The sequence below is a fragment of the Nocardioides sp. NPDC023903 genome (assembly GCF_040639295.1).
In the GTDB taxonomy this organism is placed as follows: Bacteria; Actinomycetota; Actinomycetes; order Propionibacteriales; family Nocardioidaceae; genus Nocardioides.
Genome location: NZ_JBEZZS010000003.1, coordinates 26,826 through 48,260, shown reverse-complemented (window position 1 = coordinate 48,260; position 21,435 = coordinate 26,826). Strand labels below are relative to the sequence as shown.

Sequence of the window (21,435 nt, the reverse complement as noted above, 5' to 3'; positions counted from 1 at the left end):
AGGGCCCGCACAGCGGGATACTTCTAGTAGGTCGAGATCCGCAGCGCCCGCATCTTGGCGTACAGCGTGGTGCGCGAGATGCCGAGCTCGCGGGCGACCGCGGCCTTGTTGCCGTCGTGCTTGATCAGCTCGTGCAGGATGACGTCGCGCTCGGCCTGGTCGAGCGGCCGGACGGCCGCCCGCGGCCCCGGCACGGAGCCGAGCTTCGGCGGCAGGTCGGCGGCGACGATCGCGCCGAACCGACGGCGGGCGGCGGCATGTGCGAGCACGGCCCGCAGCTCGCGTACGTTGCCCGGCCAGCGGTGCTCGACCAGCATCCGCTCGACGCCGGGCGTCAGGAAGGCGTCCGGGTTGATCCCGGAGAGCAGCTCTCGGGCCAGCCCGGGGATCTCGTCGCGCCGCGCCGCCAGCGGCAGCTTCTCCTCGACGCGGGAGGCCAGCGCGGCCACCGCCGCGGTGTGCTCGGAGAGCTCCGCCAACGGGGCCGAGACCATCACCACGTGGGCGCGCGTCCGGCTCTCCAGCGCATCCGCGACGACACCGAGGAGCGCGTCGGAGAGCAGCTCGAGGCCGTCGATGATGACGGTGCCCACTCCGGCCGCCATCCGGCGCCGGAACTGCTTGGCCCAGTTGCCGTCGCCCTCCAGGACCGTCGTGGCGCCGGTGAGCAGAGTGATCGGCGACGACGGCGCGAGCTCCCTGGCCAGCGACGTACGTCCGGACCCCGGAGGTCCGGCCACCAGGATCGTCCCCGGCTCCCGTGCCTCCTCGGTCATCGCGCTGACCGAGAGCCCACGTCGCGGCTCGCGGGGCTCGATGCGTACCAGCGCGGCCAGCCGGCGGGTGTCGAGCACCTCGGCATGCACATGGACCGACTCCCCCGACTCCAGGTTCATGTCCATGACCGTCGCCCCCGGAAGATGTACGTCCTGGAGCAGGATCCGCAGCACGGCGATATCCGCGCCGGTCAGGGTGTCCTGGGCCGTCTGGTTGGCCACGGTCAGGTTCTCGCCGACCGCGACCAGCGCACCCCGGCACGCCACCACGGCCTCATGGAAGGCCAGGAGCAGCTGCTTGTCGGTGGTGCGGCTGCCGTCCTGGAGACGCCGCTGGATGTCGGTCACCGCGCGCTGCACCACCGGCCGCAGGAGCGGGTTGGCGTCGCTGGCCAGGGAGGTGATGTCGAGGACGCCCTCGATCCGGTGGGTCACCGGGTGCCGGATCGGCATCGCGAAGCAGCTGAAGTCGCGTAGCATCTCGGCGAAGTGCTCGGGGCCGTGCACCAGCACCGGCAGCCTGGTCTCGAGCGCGGTTCCCGGCGCGTTCGTGCCGAGCCGCTCCTCGAGCAGGCTGGCACCCAGGTCCACCCCGAGGCCGTCGAACGCCCTCGCCACCTGCGCCCGGCCGCACCAGCGGTGCACGATCCGGCAGTCCCGGTCGACCAGCAAGGTGGCGTACGTCGTGCCGTCGAGGTTCTCGGCCAGCTCGTTCAGGACCGGATCGGCTGCCACGTAGAGGGATCCGTGCGGGTCGATGTCGACCGGTGAGAGCGAACCGTGGGCGCGCACCGGGTCGACCCCGGCGAGCCGCGAGCGATGCCACGACGCGGCGATCCGCTCCGGCGCTGACGGTTCAGGCGACGACGGGTCATGCGATGACGTCGTGGTCGGCACAGCATCCCCCCATCGAATGTGGCTTACGTCACATTAACCGGCGGTCCTGTCGACCGGAAGCGAACTGTTCAGGTTCTGAACACCCGGCGGCCGACGGCGCTGGGACTGTGGCAAGGATCCCCCGCTCCCATCCCGGAACACGCTAGGAGTCAGCATGAAGACCAAGGCTGCAGTCGTCTACGAACCCGGCAAGCCGATCGTGATCGAGGAGCTCGACCTCGACAAGCCCCAGGCGGGCGAGGTGCTGATCCGCTACACGCATGCCGGGCTGTGCCACTCCGACGTGCACATCGCCCACGGTGACCTCGAGGCCCGGCTGCCGATGGTCCTCGGTCACGAGGGCGCCGGCGTCATCGAGGAGGTCGGCCCCGGCGTCACCCGGGTCAAGGCCGGCGACCGCGTGGTCTGCTCCTTCATCCCCAACTGCGGCACCTGTCGCTACTGCTCCAACGGCCAGCAGTCGATCTGCGACATGGGCGCGACCATCCTCGAGGGCTACCTGCCGGGTGAGCGGTTCCCGATCACCGGACCCGCTGGGCAGTACGGCGCGATGTGCATGCTCGGCACGTTCAGCCAGTTCGGGGTCATCCACCAGAACTCGGTGGTCAAGGTCGACGACGACCTCTCGCTCGAGTCGGCCGTGCTGGTCGGCTGCGGCGTACCCACCGGCTTCGGGTCCGCGGTCAACACCGCGGCGGTCAAGCCCGGCGACACCGTCGTGGTCTACGGCATCGGCGGCATCGGCATCAACGCCGTCCAGGGCGCGCGACTGGCCGGCGCGAAGTACGTCGTCGCCGTCGACCCGCTGGAGAACAAGCGCGAGGCCGCGCTCCAGCTCGGCGCCACCCACGCCTTCGCCGACGCCGCCTCCGCGCTGGCCGAGGTCACCAACCTGACCCGCGGCCAGCTCGCCGACTCCGCCATCCTCACCCAGGGCCTGGTCACCGCCGAGAACGTCACCGACGGCTTCGACGCGATCGGCAAGGGCGGGGTGCTTGTCCTCACCGGTCTCAACAAGCTCACCGAGCCGACGATCCAGCTCTCCGGCGCGGTGACCACGCTGTTCCGCAAGACGATCAAGGGCAGCCTGTTCGGCGACTGCAACCCGACGTACGACATCCCGCGGATCCTGGGGCTCTACCAGAAGGGCGACATCAAGCTCGACGAGCTGATCACCCGCACCTACACGCTCGAGCAGGTCAACGAGGGGTACGACGACCTGCTCAACGGAGCCAACATCCGCGGCGTGGTCGTCCACGACCACTCCTGAGGTTGTCGCTTCCCCTGGTCACGGTCCTGGTCTCGGTCCTGGTCTCGGCTCCGGAGCCGACGCCGGGACCGGGGCCGTGGCGGCGTACGATTCTCTTCCGTGGCTGACGTTGAGTTCCGATACTCCGACCTCCTCCCGACCGGCAAGGACGACACTCCTTACCGCTTGATCACGAGCGAGGGGGTGGAAGAGATCGAGGTCGACGGGCGCAAGTTCCTCAAGGTCGACCCCGAGGCGATCCGCCGGCTGACCGCCGAGGCGATGAAGGACATCAACCAGTACCTCCGCCCGGCCCACCTCCAGCAGCTCCGCAAGATCATCGACGACCCCGAGGCCTCCGGCAACGACCGCTTCGTCGCGCTCGACCTGCTCAAGAACGTCAACATCTCCGCCGGCGGGATCCTGCCGATGTGCCAGGACACCGGCACCGCGATCGTGATGGGCAAGAAGTCCGAGGGCGTGCTGACCGGCGCCGACGACGCCGAGACCGTCAGCCGCGGTGTCTTCGACGCCTACACCAAGCTCAACCTGCGCTACTCCCAGCTGGCGCCGCTGACCACGTACGAGGAGAAGAACACCGGTTCCAACCTGCCCGCGCAGGTCGAGATCTACTCGACCACCGAGGGCGAGAACGGCCCGGAGTACAAGTTCCTCTTCATGGCGAAGGGCGGCGGCTCGGCCAACAAGTCGTTCCTGTTCCAGGAGACCAAGGCGATCCTCAACCCCGACCGGATCCTGACCTTCCTCGACGAGAAGATCCGCTCGCTCGGCACCGCCGCCTGCCCGCCGTACCACCTCGCCGTCGTCATCGGCGGGACCTCCGCGGAGTTCGCGCTGAAGACGGCCAAGTACGCCTCGGCCCACTACCTCGACAACCTCCCGACCGAGGGCTCGATGAGCGCCCACGGCTTCCGCGACACGGAGCTGGAGGAGAAGGTCTTCGAGCTGACCCAGTCCTTCGGGATCGGGGCCCAGTTCGGTGGCAAGTACTTCTGCCATGACGTACGCGTCGTCCGGCTCCCCCGCCACGGCGCCTCGTGCCCCGTGGCGATCGCGGTCTCCTGCTCCGCCGACCGCCAGGCGCTGGGCAAGATCACCCGCGACGGGGTGTTCCTCGAGCAGCTCGAGACCGACCCGGCGCAGTACATGCCCGATGCCGGCATGGCCGAGGAGATCGCGGCCGGCGAGGTCGTGGACATCGACCTGAACCAGCCGATGTCGGAGATCCTGGCGACGCTCTCGCAGCATCCGGTCAAGACCCGCCTGTCGCTGTCCGGCCCGATGGTCGTGGCCCGCGACATCGCGCACGCCAAGATCAAGGAGCGCCTCGACGCCGGCGAGGAGATGCCGGACTACCTGAAGAACCACCCGGTCTACTACGCCGGGCCCGCCAAGACGCCCGAGGGGATGGCGTCGGGCTCCTTCGGCCCGACCACCGCCGGCCGGATGGACTCCTACGTCGAGCAGTTCCAGGCCGCGGGCGGCTCGATGGTCATGCTCGCCAAGGGCAACCGCTCCAAGGTCGTGGCCGAGGCCTGCGGCACCTACGGCGGCTTCTACCTCGGCTCCATCGGCGGCCCCGCCGCCCGGCTCGCGCAGGACTGCATCAAGTCGGTCGAGGTGCTCGAGTACCCCGAGCTCGGCATGGAGGCGGTCTGGAAGATCGAGGTCGAGAACTTCCCGGCCTTCATCGTCGTCGACGGCGAGGGCAACGACTTCTTCACCGACCCGAGCGGGACGACCACCGTCCCCTTGACCGGGATCCGGGTGCGCTCCAAGGAGCGCTGAGCGGGGGGCCTACCCAATTCGCTGTCACACTTCGTCTATCGGTCGTAGTATTCCTGCTATGCCCGATAGCGAGAGCACAACAGCGCTCACCGACCTCGCGCTCGACGTACGCGACCTGCGGGTGCGCTACGGCAGCAACGACGTGCTCAAGGGCGTGACCTTCTCCGCCCGTCGCGGCGAGGTCGTCGCCCTGCTCGGCCCCAACGGCGCCGGCAAGACCACGACCATCGAGGTCCTTGAAGGATTCCGGATGCCGGCCTCGGGCGACGTCTCGGTGCTGGGCTCCGACCCGGCACGGGGCGACGAGCGGTGGCGAGCGCGGGTCGGCGTCGTGCTCCAGTCATGGCGGGACCACAGCCGCTGGCGGGTGCGCGACCTGCTCGACTACCACGCGCGGTTCTATGCGCCGTACGCCACCGCTGAGGTCCCTCGCCCGTGGGACGTCGACGAGCTCCTCGCCGTCGTCGGCCTCACCGCCCACGCAGACCAGAGGGTGATGCGGCTCTCCGGCGGCCAGCGCCGCCGGGTCGACGTCGCGATCGGTATCGTCGGCCGTCCTGAGCTGGTGTTCCTCGACGAGCCGACGGCCGGCTTCGACCCGCACGCGCGACGAGAGTTCCACGAACTCGTGCACCGGCTCTCCGACTTCGAGAACACGACCGTGCTGCTGACCACCCACGACCTGGCCGAGGCGGAGAAGCTCGCCGACCGGATCCTCGTGCTCGACCGCGGCACGATCATCGCCGACGGCAGTCCCGACAAGCTGGCCCTCGACCTCGCGACCAAGGCGGAGGTCCGCTGGACCGCCGGAGGCGAGCGGCACGTGCACGCCGTCGAGGACCGCGATCCGACCGAGTTCGTACGCCGCCTGCTCGCGACCAACCCCGACGTGACCGAGCTCGAGGTGAAACGGGCCAACCTCGAGGACACCTACCTCGCGCTCGTCCAGCGGGTCGAGAGCGGCCAGGCCGACGAGCACGAGAAGCTGGAGGCGCTCTCATGATCACCACCGGGACGACAAGCACGCGCGGCGTTGCCGTACGCGCCGGGCTGCACCGCGGCTGGCTGGAGACCAAGTATTCGCTGACCGACGTCGGCGACATCTTCTGGATGCTCCTGTTCCCGGTCAGCTTCACGGTGACGCTGCTGTTCATGCGCGGCAACACCGTGCCCGGCACCGACCTCGCCCTGGGTGCGATGGTGCTGCCGAGCCTGATCGGGATGTCGATCGCCTTCGGCGGCCTCGCGGGCCCGGCGATGCAGATCGCCACCGACCGTGAGGACGGCACGCTGCTGCGGGCCAAAGCGACGCCCGACGGAATGCTCGGCTACCTGATCGGCAAGATCTGGTTCTTCGGGCTGACCACGCTGGCCAGCCTGGTGCTGCTCGCGATTCCCGCGATGACGGTGATCGGCGACCTCCGGATCGACGGCCGCACGGCGCTGCTGCTCCCGGTCATCTTCGTCGTCGGCATGGTCGCGACCGTTCCGATCGGGTCGGCGCTCGGCTCGATCTTCAAGTCGAGCGCCCAGTCGATGCTGATCATGTTGGCCTCGATGCTGCTGATCGCGATCTCCGGCATCTTCTACCCGATCACCGCGATGCCCACCTGGCTGCAGTGGGTCGGGCAGATCTTCCCCTTCTACTGGCTCGGGCTCGGCACGCGGTCCGCGATGATGCCCGCGGGGGCGGAGGCCGCGGAGATCGGAGACTCCTGGCGCACGGTCGAGATGTTCGGCGTCCTCGGCGTCTGGGCCGTGGTCGGCCTCGTGCTGGCACCGATCGTGCTCCGCCGGATGGCTCGCCGCCAGACCGGCTCCGCGATCGCGGCGGCGCGCGACAAGGTCATGTCCAGGGGCTACTGACCTGTGGCCAACGAATCGGACACCGTCTACAACCGGATCGCGATGCTACGCGCCGAACGCGGCATCTCCCGTCGGGAGCTCGCCGACGCCCTCGGCGTCCACTACCAGACCGTGGGCTACCTGGAGCGGGGCGAATACAGCCCCTCGCTGCATCTAGCTCTGCGGATCGCCGCCTATTTCGACGTCGCCGTCGACGTCGTCTTCGCCATCGAGCCGTTCAAGCGTCTCGGCGACTGATCCCATTCCTTCCGGAACGGCCGAAGACCGGACGTCCGCCGGCGCTGAGCATCGGCGGTGCCGGACGACCGGATAGGTTGATGGGCGCCGATCCCCGACGACGAGGAGACCCCCATGCAGTGCCCCATCGACGGTGCCACCCTGATGATGAGCGAGCGCCAAGGCATCGAGATCGACTACTGCCCGCAGTGCCGTGGCGTGTGGCTGGACCGAGGCGAGATCGACAAGATCGTCGAACGGTCCGTCGGCGCCCCGCAGCCCGGCGGCTACCAGCAGCCGCGTCAGGAGCAGCGCCAGGAGAAGCGCGACGAGCGACGCTATGACAAGCGGGAGTACGAGCGGCGCGACTATGACGACGACCGCCGCCAGGACAACCGACGCGGCCACCACCGCGAGTCCTGGCTGGGTGACCTCTTCGGCTGATCCTGCTGGAGGCCACGAACGCGCCTGATGCCCCCTCGAGCCTGAACCCAGCTTCTCCTGCACCCGGGCCGAGGGGGTCCCTAGACTTCGTTGTCGCGCCGGTTCTCCGGCGGCGCCTCGCTCGGTCCGGACCCCCGCGTGTCCGGGTCGCCGGACTCGGAGTCGGGATAGCCCGCCGTCGAGTCCGCGGGCGCGATCGGCGTGCCGGCCTCGTCCTCGTCGAGGCGCTGGGTCTCGGAGACCTGCCCGGACTCCTCGGTGTACTCGGGGTCGTCGGGCCCCTCTGCTGGTAGCGGTTGCTGGCTCATGTCCGGTGCGGTACCCCGTTACCGGGAGATCCACTCCCGCCGGAGCAGGCCGAACACCCACGAGTCCGAGACGTCGCCGTTCACGACGCAGTCCTCGCGCAGCGTCCCCTCCAGCGTGAACCCGAGCTTCTCCAGCACGCGTGCGGAGGCGGCGTTGCGGGTGTCGGCCTCCGCCTGGACCCGGTTCAGGTCCAGCGTCTCGAACGCCCACCCCAGCACCGCGCCCACGGCCTCGGTCGCGAAGCCGTGGCCCCACCCGGCCCGGGCGAGGCAGTAGCCCAGCGACGCGCTGCGGAACTCGGGATTCCAGGAGTTCACGGTGCACCAGCCGACGAAGGTGGAGTCGCTCTCGATGACCAGCCGCACCCCGCTCCCCTCCTCGGCCATCTCATGGCTCCGGGCGATGAACTGCTCGGCACGCGCCGGGTCGGTCCACGGCGGCGAGTCCCAGTAGCGCAGGACGTACGCATCGCTCTGGAGCGCGAACAGCGGCTCGGCATCGGTGTCGGCGAACGGCCGTAGCCGCAACCGCTCGGTCTTCAGCGTCGGAGTGGGCAGCGGCACCCGGCCATCCTGTCAGCGGCCAGGTGCCCTAGGAAACGGGTTTCTGCCACCTCCCGCGGCGTCACCCGATGATGCGATCGGCCCGGGCCGACTCCTCCTGAGCCGCCTCGACCGCCTTGGCCGCCTCGTGCTCGGCCTGCTCGATCGCTTCGTGAGGAGAGGGAACCGGCGGCGTACGTCCTGCCTCGTGGCCGTTGTCCGAGACCTTCGCCGACCGCATAGAGGAGGCGTTGTCGGCGAAGGCGCCGGTGACCGTACGCATCGCCTCGGTGAGCTCGCCGGGGATGACCCAGAACGAGTTGCCGTGCGAGGCGAGCGACGGCAGCATCTCGAGGTACTTGTAGGCCAGGACCTTGGCGTCGGCGTCGTTGGCGTGGACCGCCTGAAAGACCCGTTCGAGCGCCGTGGCCTCACCGTCGGCCTCGAGCACCCTGGCCTGCTGGTTGCCCTCCGCCTCCAGGATGGACTTCTGCCGGGTGCCCTCTGCCTCGAGGATCAGCGAGGCCCGCTTGCCCTCGGCATGCAGGATGGCGGCGCGCTTGTCGCGCTCGGCCCGCATCTGCTTCTCCATCGCCTCCTTGATCGAGGCCGGCGGGTCGATCGCCTTGATCTCGACCCGGTTGACCCGGATCCCCCACTTCCCGGTGGCGTCGTCGAGCACCTCACGCAGCCGCGCGTTGATCGTCTCGCGCGACGTCAGGGTGCTCTCCAGGTCCATCGAGCCGATCAGGTTTCGCAGCGTGGTGACGGTGAGCTGGTCGATCGCCTGCAGGTAGTTGGCGACCTCGTAGGCGGCCGACCGCGGGTCGGTGATCTGGTAGTAGAGCACCGTGTCGATGTTGACCACCAGGTTGTCCTCGGTGATCACCGGCCGCGGGTTGGAGGAGTAGACCGTCTCGCGTACGTCCAGCTTGGTGTTGACCCGGTCCACCAGCGGGATCACGAAGTTGAGCCCCGGCTGCAGGGTGATCCGGTAGCGCCCGAAGCGCTCGATGTTGTAGCGCCGGGCCTGCGGCACGATCCGCACCGTCGAGGCGACCGCCCCCACGACCAGCGCGACCATGACCAGAACGATCAGCAGAAGTTCCATCTCGTACGCCCTCCTCTAGGGGGACAGCGACAGCGGGTCGCGCGGGTGCACGAGCGCCGTCGCGCCTTCGATCTCGAGCACGTCGACCCGGCATCCGACCGGGATGACCAGGTCCTCGTCATAGGGCCGGGCGGTCCATTCCTCACCCGCGAGCCGGACCAGCCCGTGCGCGTAGCTCACCTCCGCGAGAACGACCGCCTGGCGGCCGACCAGCGCGTCGGTGCCGTCACGCGACGGCGGCGGCATCGCCAGGTGCCGACGCGCCACCGGCCGCACCAGCAGCACGCTGCCACCGCCCGCGAGGACGAAGACGAGCAGTTGCACCAGCACTGGCGCGCCGAGGGCCGCGCTGCCCGCGGCAAGCAGCGCCCCGCCGGCGACGAACGCGAACGCCAGCGTCATCGTTAACGCCTCGGCCACTCCGAGCAGCACCGCGACGAGGATCCAGAAGATCGACCACATAAGCCCACCAAGACTCGGTTTCCCCCCAGCGTACTCCCGCTGTGGTGGTCATCACATCGGATCAGTGGGAGTTGTTTTTCCCGTTCATCAGCGGCAGCCCCGCCCACAGCGAGACGAACAGGACCAGGACGCAGACGGCGGCGACGACCCCGGCTCCGAAGGAGAGGACGACGTCGAAGACGAGCAGCACGACCAGCGCCGAGGTGATTGCGAAGCCTGCCAGTCCGGCCCGTGCACAGCCGTGCGAGGCCTTGACCAGCCACGGCCGCTGGCGGCGCCGGAACAGGATCCGGTGGAAGGAGACCGGAGCGATGATGAGGGACGTGGTGATGACCGAGCCGACCAGCACGACGAGGTAGATCGTCTGCTGATGGTCGGCCAGGTCCGTGAAGCGGGGCGAGAACGGGACGGTCAGCAGGAAGCCGGTGAGGATCTGCACACCCGTCTGCAGCACCCGCAGCTCCTGGAGGAGCTCGTTCCAGTTGCGGGTGATCCGTTCCTCCGGCCGCTCGTCCGGACCGCCGCCCTCGATCTTTTCGTCGTGAAAGCTGCTCGCGGCCATCAGAACACCGGCCGTCCCCCAGTCACCCCGAGAACGGTGCCGGAGACGTAGGACGCCTCGGCCGGTGATGCCAGGAAGACGAACGCCGGCGCGACCTCGGCCGGCTGGCCGGCGCGCCCCAAAGGCGTGTTGGCCCCGAACTTCTCCACCTTCTCCGGCGCCTGCGTCGCCGGCTGCAGCGGGGTCCAGATCGGCCCCGGGGCCACCGCGTTCACCCGGACCCCGTCGGGGCCGAGCTCGGCGGCGAGGTTGACGGTGAAGTTGTTGATGGCCGCCTTGGTGGCCGCGTAGTCGAGCAGGCTGGTCGTCGGCTCGTACGCCTGGATCGAGGCGTTGTTGATGACGCAGCCCTTGCTCTTCTTCAGGTGCGGGACGGCGGCCCGGCTCAGCCAGAGGAGGGCGTACAGGTTGGTCTTGAAGGTCCGGTCGATCCGCTCGTCGTCCATGTCCGTCAGGCCCTTGTCGCGGGCGAACTGGTAGCCGGCGTTGTTGACCAGGATGTCGAGGCCGCCGAGCTCCTGCACGGTGCGTTCGACGACCTCGTCGCACGCCTCACGCTCGCGCAGGTCGATCGGGATGGCCAGCGGCGTACGTCCGGCCTCCTCGACCAGCTTCGAGGTCTCCTGGGCGTCCGGCTCCTCCTCCGGGAGGTAGGTGAAGGCCACGTCGGCCCCCTCACGGGCGTACGCGATGGCGACCGCGCGGCCGATGCCGGAGTCGGCACCGGTGATGAGCGCGACCTTGCCATCGAGGCGGCCGTGGCCCTGGTAGCTGGACTCGCCGTGGTCGGGCAGCGGGTCCATCTCACCGGTGAGCCCGGGAGGCTCCTGCTGCTGGGCTGGGAACTGGGTGTTGTCATCGCTCATGAAGGGCCCGGTACCCACATCCGACACAATGGACGCGTGAGCGGGACTGAATCGGTGATCGTCGACGGTGGCCTGGCCCTACGGCATCGAGCGGACGGCCACCTGGAGCTGCGGGCCAACGGGATCTTCGTGATGGACACCCGGGAGACCTCGACCGAGAAGGCGCTGGCGACGCACGCCCTCGAGCTGCACCCGGAGCCGAGGCACGTGCTCATCGGCGGCCTCGGGCTCGGGTTCACCCTCGAGGCCGTGCTGACCGACCCGCGGGTCGAGGCGGTCACGGTCGTCGAGATCGAGCCGCGCCTGGTCGAGTGGATGCGGGTCGGCCGGATCCCCCACGGCCCCGACCTGCTGAAGGACGAGCGCGTCCACATCGAGGTCGCCGACGTGGCCGTGGTCCTGCGGGAGAGCCGTGCCGAGGCGTACGACGTCGTGCTCCTGGACGTGGACAACGGCCCCGGCTACCTGGTCCACGACGCCAACGGAGCGCTCTACGAGGCGCCCGCGCTGGCGGATGCCCGGCGGGCCACGGCCCCGGGTGGCACCGTGGTGGTGTGGTCTGCGGCGAAGGCTCCGGCGCTGCTGGAGGTGATGGCGCAGGTCTTCGACGAGGCCGAGGCGCTCTCCTACCCGGTCGACCTGCAGGGGCACTCCGAGACGTACTGGCTCTATGTGGGCCGGCTCTCTGCCGGTGGGGTCTCGCGAGGGAATGGCACCAACTAGTCAAAGGTTGAATCAAACATGGACGACATGAGCTTTCGTATCGAGCACGACTCCATGGGAGAGGTCCGGGTCCCGAAGGACGCGCTGTGGCGCGCCCAGACCCAGCGGGCCGTGGAGAACTTCCCCATCTCGGGCACGCCCATCGAGCCCGCGCTGATCCATGCGATCGGTCATGTGAAGGCGGCCGCTGCCAAGGCCAACTTCGACCTCGGCGTCCTGCCCGGCGACAAGGCCGAGGCGATCATCGCCGCCGCGGGCGAGGTCTCCGAGGGCCGGCACGACGACGCGTTCCCGATCGACGTCTTCCAGACCGGGTCCGGCACGTCCTCCAACATGAACGCCAACGAGGTGATCGCCTCCCTGGTGGCTCGGGCCGGCAGGGAGGTACATCCCAACGACCACGTCAACGCCTCCCAGTCCTCCAACGACACCTTCCCGACCGCGATCCACGTCGCGGCCGCCGTCGCCGTCACCGAGCAGCTGCTGCCCGCGATCGACGTGCTGGCCGGCTCGCTCGAGGCGAAGGCCGAGGAGTTCTCCGGCCTGGTGAAGTCGGGGCGTACGCACCTGATGGACGCCACGCCGGTCACCTTGGGCCAGGAGTTCGGAGGGTACGCAGCCACCGTCCGCTACGCGGCCGAGCGGCTGGAGTCGGTGCTCCCGAGGGTGCGCGAGCTGGCGCTGGGCGGGACCGCGGTCGGGACCGGCATCAACACGCCCGCCGGGTTCCCGCAGGCCGTGATCGCCGACCTCTCCAGCCGCACCGGTCAGCCGTTCACCGAGGCCCGCAACCACTTCGAGGCCCAGGGCACCCGCGACTCGCTGGTCGAGCTCTCCGGCGTACTGAAGACGATCGCGGTCGGCCTCATCAAGATCAACAACGACCTGCGCTGGATGTCGTCGGGCCCCACCACCGGCCTGGCCGAGATCCACCTGCCCGACCTCCAGCCGGGCTCCTCGATCATGCCCGGCAAGGTCAACCCGGTCGTGCCCGAGGCCACCTTGATGGTCGCCTTCCAGGTGATCGGCAACGACGCCGCGGTGACCGCCGCCGGCGCCTCGGGCGCCTTCGAGCTCAACGTCGCGATGCCGGTGATGGCCCGCAACGTGCTGGAGTCGATCCGTCTGCTCGCCACCTCGATGACCGTCCTGGCCGAGCGCACCGTCGACGGGATCGTCCCCGTCCCGGAGCGCCTCCGCGCCTACGCCGAGTCCTCCCCCTCGATCGTCACGCCGCTCAACAAGTACATCGGCTACGAGGCCGCCGCCAAGGTCGCCAAGCAGGCCCTCGCCAACGGCGCCACGATCCGGGAAACCGTCCTCGAGCTCGGCTACGTCGCCAACGGCACCCTCACCGAGGCCCAGCTCGACGAAGCCCTGGACGTCGAGTCGATGACCCACCCCTGAAACGCCGAGTCGGCTCATCCTGACCGGATCAGGCGCCGAGTCGGCTCGAACTGACGAAGAACCACGCCGAGTCGGCGCGTTCTAACGCGCCGACTCGGCGAGATTTCAGGTCAGGATGAGCCGACTCGGCGTTGGCTCAGTACCAGCCGACGGACTGGGAGTGGCTCCAGGCGCCGCAGGGGGAGCCGTAGCGGTCGTTGATGTAGCCGAGGCCCCACTCGATCTGGGTGGCGGGGTTGGTCTCCCAGTCGTCGCCTGCGCTGGCCATCTTTGAGCCCGGGAGGGCCTGCGGGATGCCGTAGGCGCTGGAGGAGGGGTTGGCGGCGGTGTGGTTCCAGCCGGACTCCTTCTCCCACAGCGGCTCCAGGCAGGAGAACTGGTCCATCCCCCAGCCGAAGTCGCCGAGCATCGACTTGGCGATGTCCTTGGGGTTGCGCAGATCGATCTCGATCTCTTCGACGCCGGCGATGGCCCGTACGTCGTTGCTGGCCGACAATGCGGCCTGCTTGCCGGGGTCGGCGACCTCGCGGCGGTCACCGGCCGAACGCGACAGGGAGGTCTCGCCGCCACGGGCGGCGGACTCGGCCTCGATCGCGGCGCGCTGGGCGTCGGTGAGCTCGGGGATGTCGGCGGCTGCCGACTCACCCGCGCTGAGCGTCGGGTCGTCGGTGGCGGGGCCGGTGTAGGCCACCCCACCCGCGACTGCGGCGCCCGTCCCGCCTAGGGCGAGGACGGAGAGGAGGAGGGTTGTCTTGGCGGTCGTACGCGCAGCCTTGTGCGGAACGTCGACAAGCGGATTCGCTGGCGCACCGCGATGTCGCGGGGCACGATGAACTGGCTTGGTCACGGGCTCTCATTCGGGGGCTGAGGCATTGCAGACCCGCAAACAATGCATGAGCGCCAACCCCGTATCAAACCGGACGCACCGTTTGTAGGTCAGAAATGACCGTCCTGAGCATCACTTCCGTAACATGAGTCACAGAAATCACAACGGCCCCAGACCTTACAGGTCTGGGGCCGTTGACGTGACAATGATTACGGCGGAAGAACTACGGCACCACGTTCTCCAGCATCTCGGTGACGAGCGCGGCGATCGGCGAGCGCTCGGAGCGGGTCAGGGTCACGTGGGAGAAGAGCGGGTGGCCCTTCAGCTTCTCGATCACCGCGACCACGCCGTCGTGGCGTCCGACCCGGAGGTTGTCGCGCTGGGCGACGTCGTGGGTGAGCACGACCTTCGAGTTGGCGCCGATGCGGGAGAGCACCGTCAGGAGCACGTTGCGCTCCAGCGACTGCGCCTCGTCGACGATCACGAACGAGTCGTGGAGCGACCTGCCGCGGATGTGGGTCAGCGGCAGCACCTCCAGCATGCCCCGGTCGATGATCTCGTCGATCACGTCCTGCGTGGTCACCGCGGAGAGGGTGTCGAAGACCGCCTGGCCCCACGGCGACATCTTCTCGCCCTCGGTGCCGGGCAGGTAGCCGAGCTCCTGGCCGCCGACGGCGAAGAGCGGACGGAAGATGAGCACCTTCTTGTGCTGGTTGCGCTCCATGACCGCCTCCAGGCCGGCGCACAGCGCCAGCGCGGACTTCCCGGTGCCGGCCCGGCCACCGAGGGAGACGATGCCGACCTCGGGGTCGAGCAGCATCTCGAGCGCGATCCGCTGCTCCGCGGAGCGGCCGTGGATCCCGAAGACCTCCCGGTCGCCGCGGACGAGGTGGACCTGCTTGTCGGGACCGACCCGGCCGAGCGCGGTCCCGCGGTCCGACATCAGCACCAGACCGGTGTGGCAGGGCAGGTCGCGGGCCGTGTCGAGGTCGAGGACGCCGTCGTCGTAGAGCTCGTCGACGTCCGCCGCGGCGACGTCCAGCTCGGCCATCCCGGAGTAGCCCGGGTCGGAGTCGTTGATCCGCTCACCGCGGTAGTCCTCGGCCTTCAGCCCGACCGCGGACGCCTTGATCCGCATCGGCAGGTCCTTGGAGACCAGGGTGACGTCGAGCCCGTCGCCCTTCAGGTTGCGCGCGACCGCGAGGATCCGAGTGTCGTTGTCCCCGAGCCGGAATCCGCTCGGCAGCGAGGACGGGTCCGTGTGGTTGAGCTCGACGCGGATGGTGCCGCCCGTCTCTCCGACCGGGACCGCGGTGTCCAGGCGGCCGTGGGTGATCCGCAGCTCGTCGAGCTGCCGGAGTGCGGAACGGGCGAAGTAGCCCAGCTCCGGATGGTGCCGCTTTCCCTCCAGCTCGGTGATCACCACCACCGGGAGCACGACCTCGTGCTCGGCGAAGCGCGTCATTGCCTTCGGGTCCGAGAGCAGGACGCTGGTGTCGAGAACGAAAGTACGCACTGAAGGCGACTCGCTCTCCGAGGGGGAAGACTCCGACGCCGGTGTCGGAGCGGCCGACGTATCGGCCTCGGTGACATGCTCGTTCGTGGTTCGGTTGGCCACGCGGATCACCTCTCGCGACCGGCTCATACACCCATGAGTCCGGTCATTTCATCACTAATCAGATGGACCGGACGGTGGACCGTCAGTCGGGGTGCCGACCGCCTCACACCCGTCGGGATCGATGAGATCCTGACGCAGGTTCGGTTCGTGACTACTCACGTAACGGGCCTCCAGGTGCGACGGGAATTTGTTCCCCGCCGTTGGTACAACGCTACGACGCCGGACCAACGGTCTGTGGCAACACGAACGATTTTTCTTTGTGAACACCTGGTGACACCACCGAAATGTTCCGTCCAGTGGTCAGGACAGCGATCACCTTCCGAGGCGACGCTCGCGGTGGGCGTAGGCCCGCAGGGCACGCAGGAAGTCGGTGCGCCGGAAGTCGGGCCAGTAGGCCTCGCAGAAGTAGAACTCCGACTTCGCGCTCTGCCAGAGCAGGAACCCGCCGAGGCGCTGCTCCCCCGACGTACGGATCACCAGGTCTGGGTCGGGCTGGCCCTTGGTGTAGAGGTGGTCGGCGATGTGCTCGACGTCGATGATCTGGGCAAGCTCCTCCAGCGAGGTGCCGCGGGTGGCGTGCTCGTTGAGCAGGGCGCGTACGGCATCGGCGATCTCGCGGCGGCCGCCGTAGCCCACCGCGACGTTGACCAGCATCCCGTCGACGTCCCGGGTCGCCTCCTCGGCGGCCTTGAGGCGCTGGGACAGCCAGTCGGGCAGAAGATCTAGCGCGCCGACCGGGTGCAGCCGCCAGCGGCGTACGTCTGCAAGCGAGTCGACCGCGTCGGCGATGATCTCGAGGAGCGGTGCGAGCTCGTCGGCGGGGCGGTTGAGGTTGTCGGTGGAGAGCAGCCACAGGGTGACCACCTCGATGCCGATCTCGTCGCACCAGGTCAGCAGCGGCTCGATGTTGGCGGCGCCGGCGCGGTGGCCGTGGGCCGTGGACTGGCCGACCTCCTTGGCCCAGCGACGGTTGCCGTCGAGCATCACCCCGACGTGCTTGGGCAGCTTGGACGTGTCGAGCTTGCGGAGCATCCGCGCCTCGTAGGCTGGGTAGAGAACCCGACGTACGCCTTCCTTCCAGTCTGCCACGTGCAGAAGGGTATCGGCGCCGCGCCCACATCTCCCAGCGGGACGGGGTTCACCTGATCTTCAGGGTGGACCGATAGCCTTGGCCCTTATGAGCGAGATGACGGACGCGATGCGCCTCAAGGTCGGCACGATCACCGACTCGGTCTCCTCGACCGTTCACGAGGCCCTCCCGAAGCTGCGCGGCTGGATCCACCTGGCCAGCGCCCCGCTCACCCTGGCGGCCGGGATCGTGCTGATCGTGCTCGCTCCCGCCGGCGCGCCACGGATCGGCGCGGCGGTGTTCACGATGGCCGCGCTGCTGCTCTTCACCGTCTCCGCGATCTACCACCGCAGCAACGCGATGGGGAAGTTGAGCCCGCGCTCCCACACGATCCTGAAGCGCTGGGACCACGCCAACATCATGCTGATGATCGCGGGTTCCTACACCCCGTTCTCGCTGCTGCTCCTCGACGGCGTCACCCAGGTCGTGCTGCTCTCGGTGGTCTGGACCGGGGCCATCCTGGGCGTCTTCTTCCGGGTCTTCTGGCCCGAGGCACCGCGCTGGCTCTACGTCCCGAACTACATCGCGCTCGGCTGGGCGGCGATCTTCTTCATCCCGTCCTTCTTCACCGGTGCCGTCGCACTGGGCGTCGGGATCGGGATCGCCACCTTCACGCTGATCTGTGTCGGCGGCGCGCTCTACACCGCCGGCGGTGTCATCTACGGTTTCAAGCGGCCCAACCCGTGGCCGCAGTGGTTCGGCTTCCACGAGGTCTTCCACACCTTCACGATCCTCGCGTTCATCGTGCACTACACCGGCGTCTCGCTGGCGACGTACTCGCTGCGCTGATCCTGGGCGCGCGCCGCGGCGGTCTGCCGGGCGAGCAGCGCGGTGAGGATGCCGGTGACGGCGAAGAGCCCGCCCAGCACCATCCAGCCGCCGGTGCCGTGGTCGATCGCGGTCGCGGTCACCACCAGGGGCGCGAGCATGTGGGCCAGCGCGTAGCCCATCTGGCTCACGCCCTGGTAGGCGCCGGCCCGCTGCTGGTCGGCTAGCTCGAAGGCCAGTCCCCAGCTGCCCGCCTCGCCGCGCGTCTCGGCGGCTGAGGCCGCCAGCGCGGCGAGCAGCAACAGGCACGTGGCGAAGACCGGGCCCGCATAGGCCGCCACTGCGAAGAGAAGGCAGGCGGCGAGCAGCAGGAACCCGGCACCTCGTACGGCCCGGCCCGCTGTGGCGATGTCGTGGGTGCCGCGCGAGGCCCGCACCTGGAAGAGCGCGACGTAGGCGGTGTTCACCACCAGGAGCAGCGAGACCAGGACCGTCGGCGCATCGGTGTGGTCGGCCACCCACAGCGGCACCCCGATCGAGGTCACCCCGAAGTGGATCGCCATCACGCCGCTGAGCACGGTGGCGGTCACATAGGTGCGGTCGCGCAGCGGTGAGGGCCCTGGGGTCACCGTCGGTCCGGAGCCGGCGTCCATGCACTCGGCCAGGCCGGCGACCCGTCGTCTGAGCCCGATGAGCGGCACCGCCGCGAGCGTGGTGAGCACTCCGACGACCACCATCGTGGTGCGATAGGCGGCCCCGGTGTCGACCACCAGGGCCAGTGCGGCGAGCAGGGTGCCCGCGCCGATCATCACGTTCATGACCACGCGCAGCCGGGCACGTACGGCGACCCGCTCGGGGCCGGTGAACCAGCGCGCGACCAGCGTCGACTGGGCGCTCGACTGGAAGCCTCGCGAGGCCGAGACCCACGTCGCGACCAGCACGAACGCGACCACGTCGCGGGCCAGGGCGTAAGCGAGCAGGGCGATACCGTAGCTCGCCATCGCCCATAGCTGCACCCGGTCGGCGCCCCACCGGTCGCTGAGCCGCCCACCTGCGTACGTCGCCACGACTCCGACCGCTCCGGCGACGGTCAGGCCGATGCCGACTGTCACCGCCGAGAGGCCGACCGTGCGGGTGAAGTAGAGCGCGCTGACGGCGAAGAACATGCCGCGGGCGAGCGAGAGGGCGGCGACCGCGCCGACGAGCGGGCGCTCGACCGGGTCGCTGGGAAGGCGGATCATGGGCCCAGTTGTCGCACCCCGCGCCCGCGCGCGCTAACGATGTAGCGTATTGCTTCATGATCAGGTACGAGCTGGCCGGTCCCGACCTGAGCGAGGTCCGGTTCGCCATCTCGCCGCTCAACGAGCTCACCCTGTCGCTGCGGGCGTTGCGTGACCCCGGGCGGTTCCCGCTCCACCTGCCCTGGCTCCGTACGGTCGGCAGCGCGGACCTGGATCGCGAGACCCTGCTGGCGCTGACCAACCAGCGACTCTGGACACCGGACTTCCTCAACCCGCGCCCGCGAACGCCGCTCGCCCGGCTCGAGGACGAGCTCGAGGTGATCGCGGCGACCTCGCCGCAGCGCGTACGTGCCGACCTCGCCGCGGTCCACTTCGACGGCGGACCGCCGGCGATCCTGAGCGGACGCCCGCAGGTGGTGCTGCGCCGCGTCCTCACCGCGCTGCGCGACTACTGGGACGCGTGCTTCGAACCGCACTGGCAGCGGATGCGAGCAGTGCTGGAGGCCGACATCGTCTATCGCGGCCGGACGATCGTCCACTCCGGCATGGCGTCGATGTTCGCCGGTATCTCGCCGCGAGTCACCCTCGCCGACGACCTCCTCACGATCCGGCTCACCACGTCGAAGGTCGACTACCGGCGTACGACCGCAGGCGACGGGCTCACCCTGGTGCCCACCCTGTTCAGCCGCAACCCGTCGACGCCGATCTCGCCCGAAGAGCCGCCGGTCATGTTCTACCCGGCGCGCGGTCTCGGCACCCTCTGGACCAGCGACCGGCCGCAGGCGCCGCGGGCACTGCGGGATCTCATCGGCGAGACCCGCTCCGGGCTCCTCACCCTGCTGGCGGCTCCGGCATCGTCGACCGAGCTGGCCGTACGTCTCGGGGTCACCGCCACGGCCGTCAACCAGCACCTGCGGGCGATGCGCGCCGCCGGGCTGCTCACCTCGGCCCGCCACGGCCGGTCGGTCCTCTATCTCCGCTCCGACCTGGGCGATCGTCTGGTCGACGCCGTCAGGTGACATCGAGACGACGAAAGGGGAGCGCGGCCACCGGCCGCGCGCCCCTTCCTCGTCAGGAGAACTCCTCTAGGAGAGCCTCACATGTGCAGCGGCTCGACGGCCTTGTCGTCGCCGCCCTTGCCGACCCGCGAGTTGCGGTAGCCGTAGAGGAAGTAGATGGCGAAGCCGATCGCCATCCACACCAGGAACCGCAGCCAGGTCTCGACACTCAGGTTGAGCGTCAGGTAGATGCAGATCAGCGCGGCCACGATCGGCAGCACCGGGCTGAACGGCACCTTGAACGAGCGCGGCAGGTCCGGGCGACGCTTGCGCAGGATCGGAACGGCGATCGAGACCAGCGCGAACGCGGTCAGGGTACCGATGTTGACCATCTCCTCGAGCTTGCCGATCGGGGTGAAGGTGGCCACGATCGCGACGAAGACGCCGACGGTGAGGGTGATCCGGACCGGGGTGCCGGTCTTCGGGTTGACGTGGGCGAACCTCACCGGGAACAGGCCGTCGCGGCTCATCGCGAAGATGACCCGGATGGCGCCGATCATCAGCGTCATCACGACCGTGGTCAGACCGGCCACGGCGCCCGCCGAGATCAGGGTTGCGAAGCCGCCGCGGCCGACGTCGCGGAACGCGGTGGCGAGCGCGGCCTCGGTATCGATCTGGTCGTACTTCACCATGCCGGTGATGACCAGGGCGACGGCGACGTAGAGGATCGTGCAGATCACCAGCGAGCCGATGATGCCGCGAGGCAGGTCGCGCTGCGGGTTGTTGGCCTCCTCCGCGGTCGTGGCGACCACGTCGAAGCCGATGTAGGCGAAGAAGACGACCGACGCGGCCGAGATGATGCCGAGGACACCGAAGGTCTGCGGCTCGAGGCCGAAGGCCCACTGGATCAGCGGCTGGTGGATGCCCTCACCGCTGACGGAACCGGCACGGTCGGGGATGAACGGGTCGTAGTTGGAGCCGGTGATGTAGAACATGCCGGCAACGATGACGAACAGGACGATGAACAGCTTGACCGCGACCAGCACGAGGTTGACCCGCAGCGACTCCTTGATGCCGATCGCGATCAGGCCCACCAGGACGATCACGAGCAGCAGCGCGGCCAGGTTGGGCTGACCGAAGTCGGCGTTGGCGTCCGGCCCGTAGCCCTTGGGCCAGCCGAGGCCGATCTCCTCGAGGAACGTCACCAGGTAGCTGCTCCAGCCCTGCGCGACCACGGACGCACCGAGCACCATCTCCAGGATCAGGTCCCAGCCGATGATCCAGGCGAGCATCTCGCCGAGGGTGGCGTAGGAGAAGGTGTACGCCGACCCCGACACCGGCACGGTCGAGGCGAACTCGGCGTAGCACAGCGCCGCCAAGCCACAGCAGATCGCGGCGATGATGAAGGAGAAGACGACACCCGGTCCGGCGTACTCGGCCGCGGCTCTACCGGTCAGGGTGAAGATTCCCGCTCCGATGATGACGCCGATCCCGAAGACGGTCAGGTCTACCGAAGTGAGCCGCCTTTTGAGCTTGAACTCCGGGGTTTCGGCATCGGCAAGGGATTGCTCGATGGATTTGGTGCGCCAAACAGACATGAGGGATAGGAAACCATC

Annotated in this window: 22 protein-coding genes; 10 read left to right on the top strand and 12 right to left on the bottom strand. The window is 69.0% G+C overall.

Annotated features, from left to right (window positions below):
• Positions 1 to 23 precede the first annotated feature (23 nt).
• Positions 24 to 1,673 (bottom strand): helix-turn-helix domain-containing protein, encoded by a 1,650-nt coding sequence (locus tag AB0F44_RS05080; RefSeq protein WP_357353299.1) that lies wholly within the window; start codon positions 1,671 to 1,673, stop codon positions 24 to 26.
• Between the two features lie 154 nt (positions 1,674 to 1,827).
• Here AB0F44_RS05080 and AB0F44_RS05075 point away from each other — a divergent pair, with 154 nt between their 5' ends.
• The 6 genes from AB0F44_RS05075 to AB0F44_RS05050 all read left to right on the top strand — a co-directional run bounded on the left by AB0F44_RS05075 (position 1,828) and on the right by AB0F44_RS05050 (position 7,257).
• On the top strand, positions 1,828 to 2,943 hold the full coding sequence (locus AB0F44_RS05075; RefSeq protein ID WP_357353297.1) for a Zn-dependent alcohol dehydrogenase: 1,116 nt from the start codon (positions 1,828 to 1,830) through the stop codon (positions 2,941 to 2,943).
• Between the two features lie 99 nt (positions 2,944 to 3,042).
• On the top strand, positions 3,043 to 4,731 hold the full coding sequence (locus AB0F44_RS05070) for a fumarate hydratase (protein ID WP_357353295.1): 1,689 nt from the start codon (positions 3,043 to 3,045) through the stop codon (positions 4,729 to 4,731).
• A gap of 58 nt (positions 4,732 to 4,789) precedes the next feature.
• Entirely contained in the window at positions 4,790 to 5,734 is a 945-nt protein-coding gene (locus AB0F44_RS05065) for an ABC transporter ATP-binding protein (RefSeq protein WP_357353293.1), read from the top strand.
• Positions 5,731 to 6,597, top strand: coding sequence for an ABC transporter permease (locus AB0F44_RS05060; RefSeq protein ID WP_357353291.1), 867 nt, complete (start codon positions 5,731 to 5,733; stop codon positions 6,595 to 6,597). The genes AB0F44_RS05065 and AB0F44_RS05060 overlap by 4 nt, the downstream gene beginning before the upstream one ends.
• Before the next feature lie 3 nt (positions 6,598 to 6,600).
• On the top strand, positions 6,601 to 6,834 hold the full coding sequence (locus AB0F44_RS05055) for a helix-turn-helix transcriptional regulator (protein ID WP_292648302.1): 234 nt from the start codon (positions 6,601 to 6,603) through the stop codon (positions 6,832 to 6,834).
• 114 nt (positions 6,835 to 6,948) lie between these two features.
• Positions 6,949 to 7,257, top strand: a complete 309-nt coding sequence (locus AB0F44_RS05050) for a zf-TFIIB domain-containing protein (protein WP_357353288.1) — start codon at positions 6,949 to 6,951, stop codon at positions 7,255 to 7,257.
• Positions 7,258 to 7,337: 80 nt separating this feature from the next.
• Here the strand turns inward: AB0F44_RS05050 and AB0F44_RS05045 are convergent, their stop codons facing one another.
• From AB0F44_RS05045 to AB0F44_RS05020, 6 genes are all read right to left on the bottom strand, one after another.
• Positions 7,338 to 7,565 carry a hypothetical protein gene (locus AB0F44_RS05045; protein ID WP_357353286.1) on the bottom strand — a complete coding sequence of 76 codons (228 nt, stop codon included), beginning with the start codon at positions 7,563 to 7,565 and terminating at the stop codon, positions 7,338 to 7,340.
• Between the two features lie 18 nt (positions 7,566 to 7,583).
• Positions 7,584 to 8,129 (bottom strand): GNAT family protein, encoded by a 546-nt coding sequence (locus AB0F44_RS05040; protein ID WP_357353284.1) that lies wholly within the window; start codon positions 8,127 to 8,129, stop codon positions 7,584 to 7,586.
• A gap of 61 nt (positions 8,130 to 8,190) precedes the next feature.
• Positions 8,191 to 9,219: an SPFH domain-containing protein gene (locus AB0F44_RS05035; protein WP_357353282.1), complete on the bottom strand. Its 1,029-nt coding sequence runs from the start codon at positions 9,217 to 9,219 to the stop codon at positions 8,191 to 8,193.
• A 15-nt stretch (positions 9,220 to 9,234) separates the two neighbouring features.
• Entirely contained in the window at positions 9,235 to 9,681 is a 447-nt protein-coding gene (locus tag AB0F44_RS05030) for an NfeD family protein (RefSeq protein ID WP_357353280.1), read from the bottom strand.
• A gap of 61 nt (positions 9,682 to 9,742) precedes the next feature.
• Positions 9,743 to 10,243 carry a DUF6328 family protein gene (locus AB0F44_RS05025; RefSeq protein ID WP_357353278.1) on the bottom strand — a complete coding sequence of 167 codons (501 nt, stop codon included), beginning with the start codon at positions 10,241 to 10,243 and terminating at the stop codon, positions 9,743 to 9,745.
• Complete coding sequence (locus AB0F44_RS05020) at positions 10,243 to 11,109, bottom strand: glucose 1-dehydrogenase (RefSeq protein WP_357353275.1); 867 nt, start codon at positions 11,107 to 11,109, stop codon at positions 10,243 to 10,245. The genes AB0F44_RS05025 and AB0F44_RS05020 overlap by 1 nt, the downstream gene beginning before the upstream one ends.
• A gap of 36 nt (positions 11,110 to 11,145) precedes the next feature.
• Between AB0F44_RS05020 and AB0F44_RS05015 the strand changes: the two genes are divergently transcribed.
• Both AB0F44_RS05015 and AB0F44_RS05010 read left to right on the top strand, forming a co-directional pair.
• Positions 11,146 to 11,832 carry a hypothetical protein gene (locus AB0F44_RS05015; protein WP_357353273.1) on the top strand — a complete coding sequence of 229 codons (687 nt, stop codon included), beginning with the start codon at positions 11,146 to 11,148 and terminating at the stop codon, positions 11,830 to 11,832.
• A gap of 18 nt (positions 11,833 to 11,850) precedes the next feature.
• The gene (locus AB0F44_RS05010; RefSeq protein ID WP_357353271.1) at positions 11,851 to 13,239 is read left to right on the top strand and encodes a class II fumarate hydratase; all 1,389 of its coding nucleotides are present in this window, start codon (positions 11,851 to 11,853) and stop codon (positions 13,237 to 13,239) included.
• A 136-nt stretch (positions 13,240 to 13,375) separates the two neighbouring features.
• Here AB0F44_RS05010 and AB0F44_RS05005 read toward each other — a convergent pair whose 3' ends face one another.
• The 3 genes from AB0F44_RS05005 to AB0F44_RS04995 form a co-directional block, all read right to left on the bottom strand.
• Positions 13,376 to 14,086 carry a lytic transglycosylase domain-containing protein gene (locus AB0F44_RS05005; protein ID WP_357353269.1) on the bottom strand — a complete coding sequence of 237 codons (711 nt, stop codon included), beginning with the start codon at positions 14,084 to 14,086 and terminating at the stop codon, positions 13,376 to 13,378.
• A 202-nt stretch (positions 14,087 to 14,288) separates the two neighbouring features.
• Positions 14,289 to 15,683 carry a PhoH family protein gene (locus AB0F44_RS05000; protein ID WP_357353267.1) on the bottom strand — a complete coding sequence of 465 codons (1,395 nt, stop codon included), beginning with the start codon at positions 15,681 to 15,683 and terminating at the stop codon, positions 14,289 to 14,291.
• 312 nt (positions 15,684 to 15,995) lie between these two features.
• Entirely contained in the window at positions 15,996 to 16,772 is a 777-nt protein-coding gene (locus tag AB0F44_RS04995) for an isoprenyl transferase (protein ID WP_141803327.1), read from the bottom strand.
• A gap of 88 nt (positions 16,773 to 16,860) precedes the next feature.
• Between AB0F44_RS04995 and AB0F44_RS04990 the strand changes: the two genes are divergently transcribed.
• Positions 16,861 to 17,601: a hemolysin III family protein gene (locus tag AB0F44_RS04990; protein WP_357353265.1), complete on the top strand. Its 741-nt coding sequence runs from the start codon at positions 16,861 to 16,863 to the stop codon at positions 17,599 to 17,601.
• Here AB0F44_RS04990 and AB0F44_RS04985 read toward each other — a convergent pair.
• Positions 17,562 to 18,821 (bottom strand): MFS transporter, encoded by a 1,260-nt coding sequence (locus tag AB0F44_RS04985; RefSeq protein ID WP_357353263.1) that lies wholly within the window; start codon positions 18,819 to 18,821, stop codon positions 17,562 to 17,564. The genes AB0F44_RS04990 and AB0F44_RS04985 overlap by 40 nt on opposite strands.
• Positions 18,822 to 18,877: 56 nt before the next feature.
• Here AB0F44_RS04985 and AB0F44_RS04980 point away from each other — a divergent pair, with 56 nt between their 5' ends.
• Complete coding sequence (locus AB0F44_RS04980; RefSeq protein ID WP_357353262.1) at positions 18,878 to 19,840, top strand: DUF5937 family protein; 963 nt, start codon at positions 18,878 to 18,880, stop codon at positions 19,838 to 19,840.
• A 77-nt stretch (positions 19,841 to 19,917) separates the two neighbouring features.
• On the opposite strand, the gene AB0F44_RS04975 is transcribed toward AB0F44_RS04980, so the two are convergent.
• Positions 19,918 to 21,417 (bottom strand): amino acid permease, encoded by a 1,500-nt coding sequence (locus AB0F44_RS04975; protein WP_357353260.1) that lies wholly within the window; start codon positions 21,415 to 21,417, stop codon positions 19,918 to 19,920.
• Positions 21,418 to 21,435: the final 18 nt, after the last annotated feature.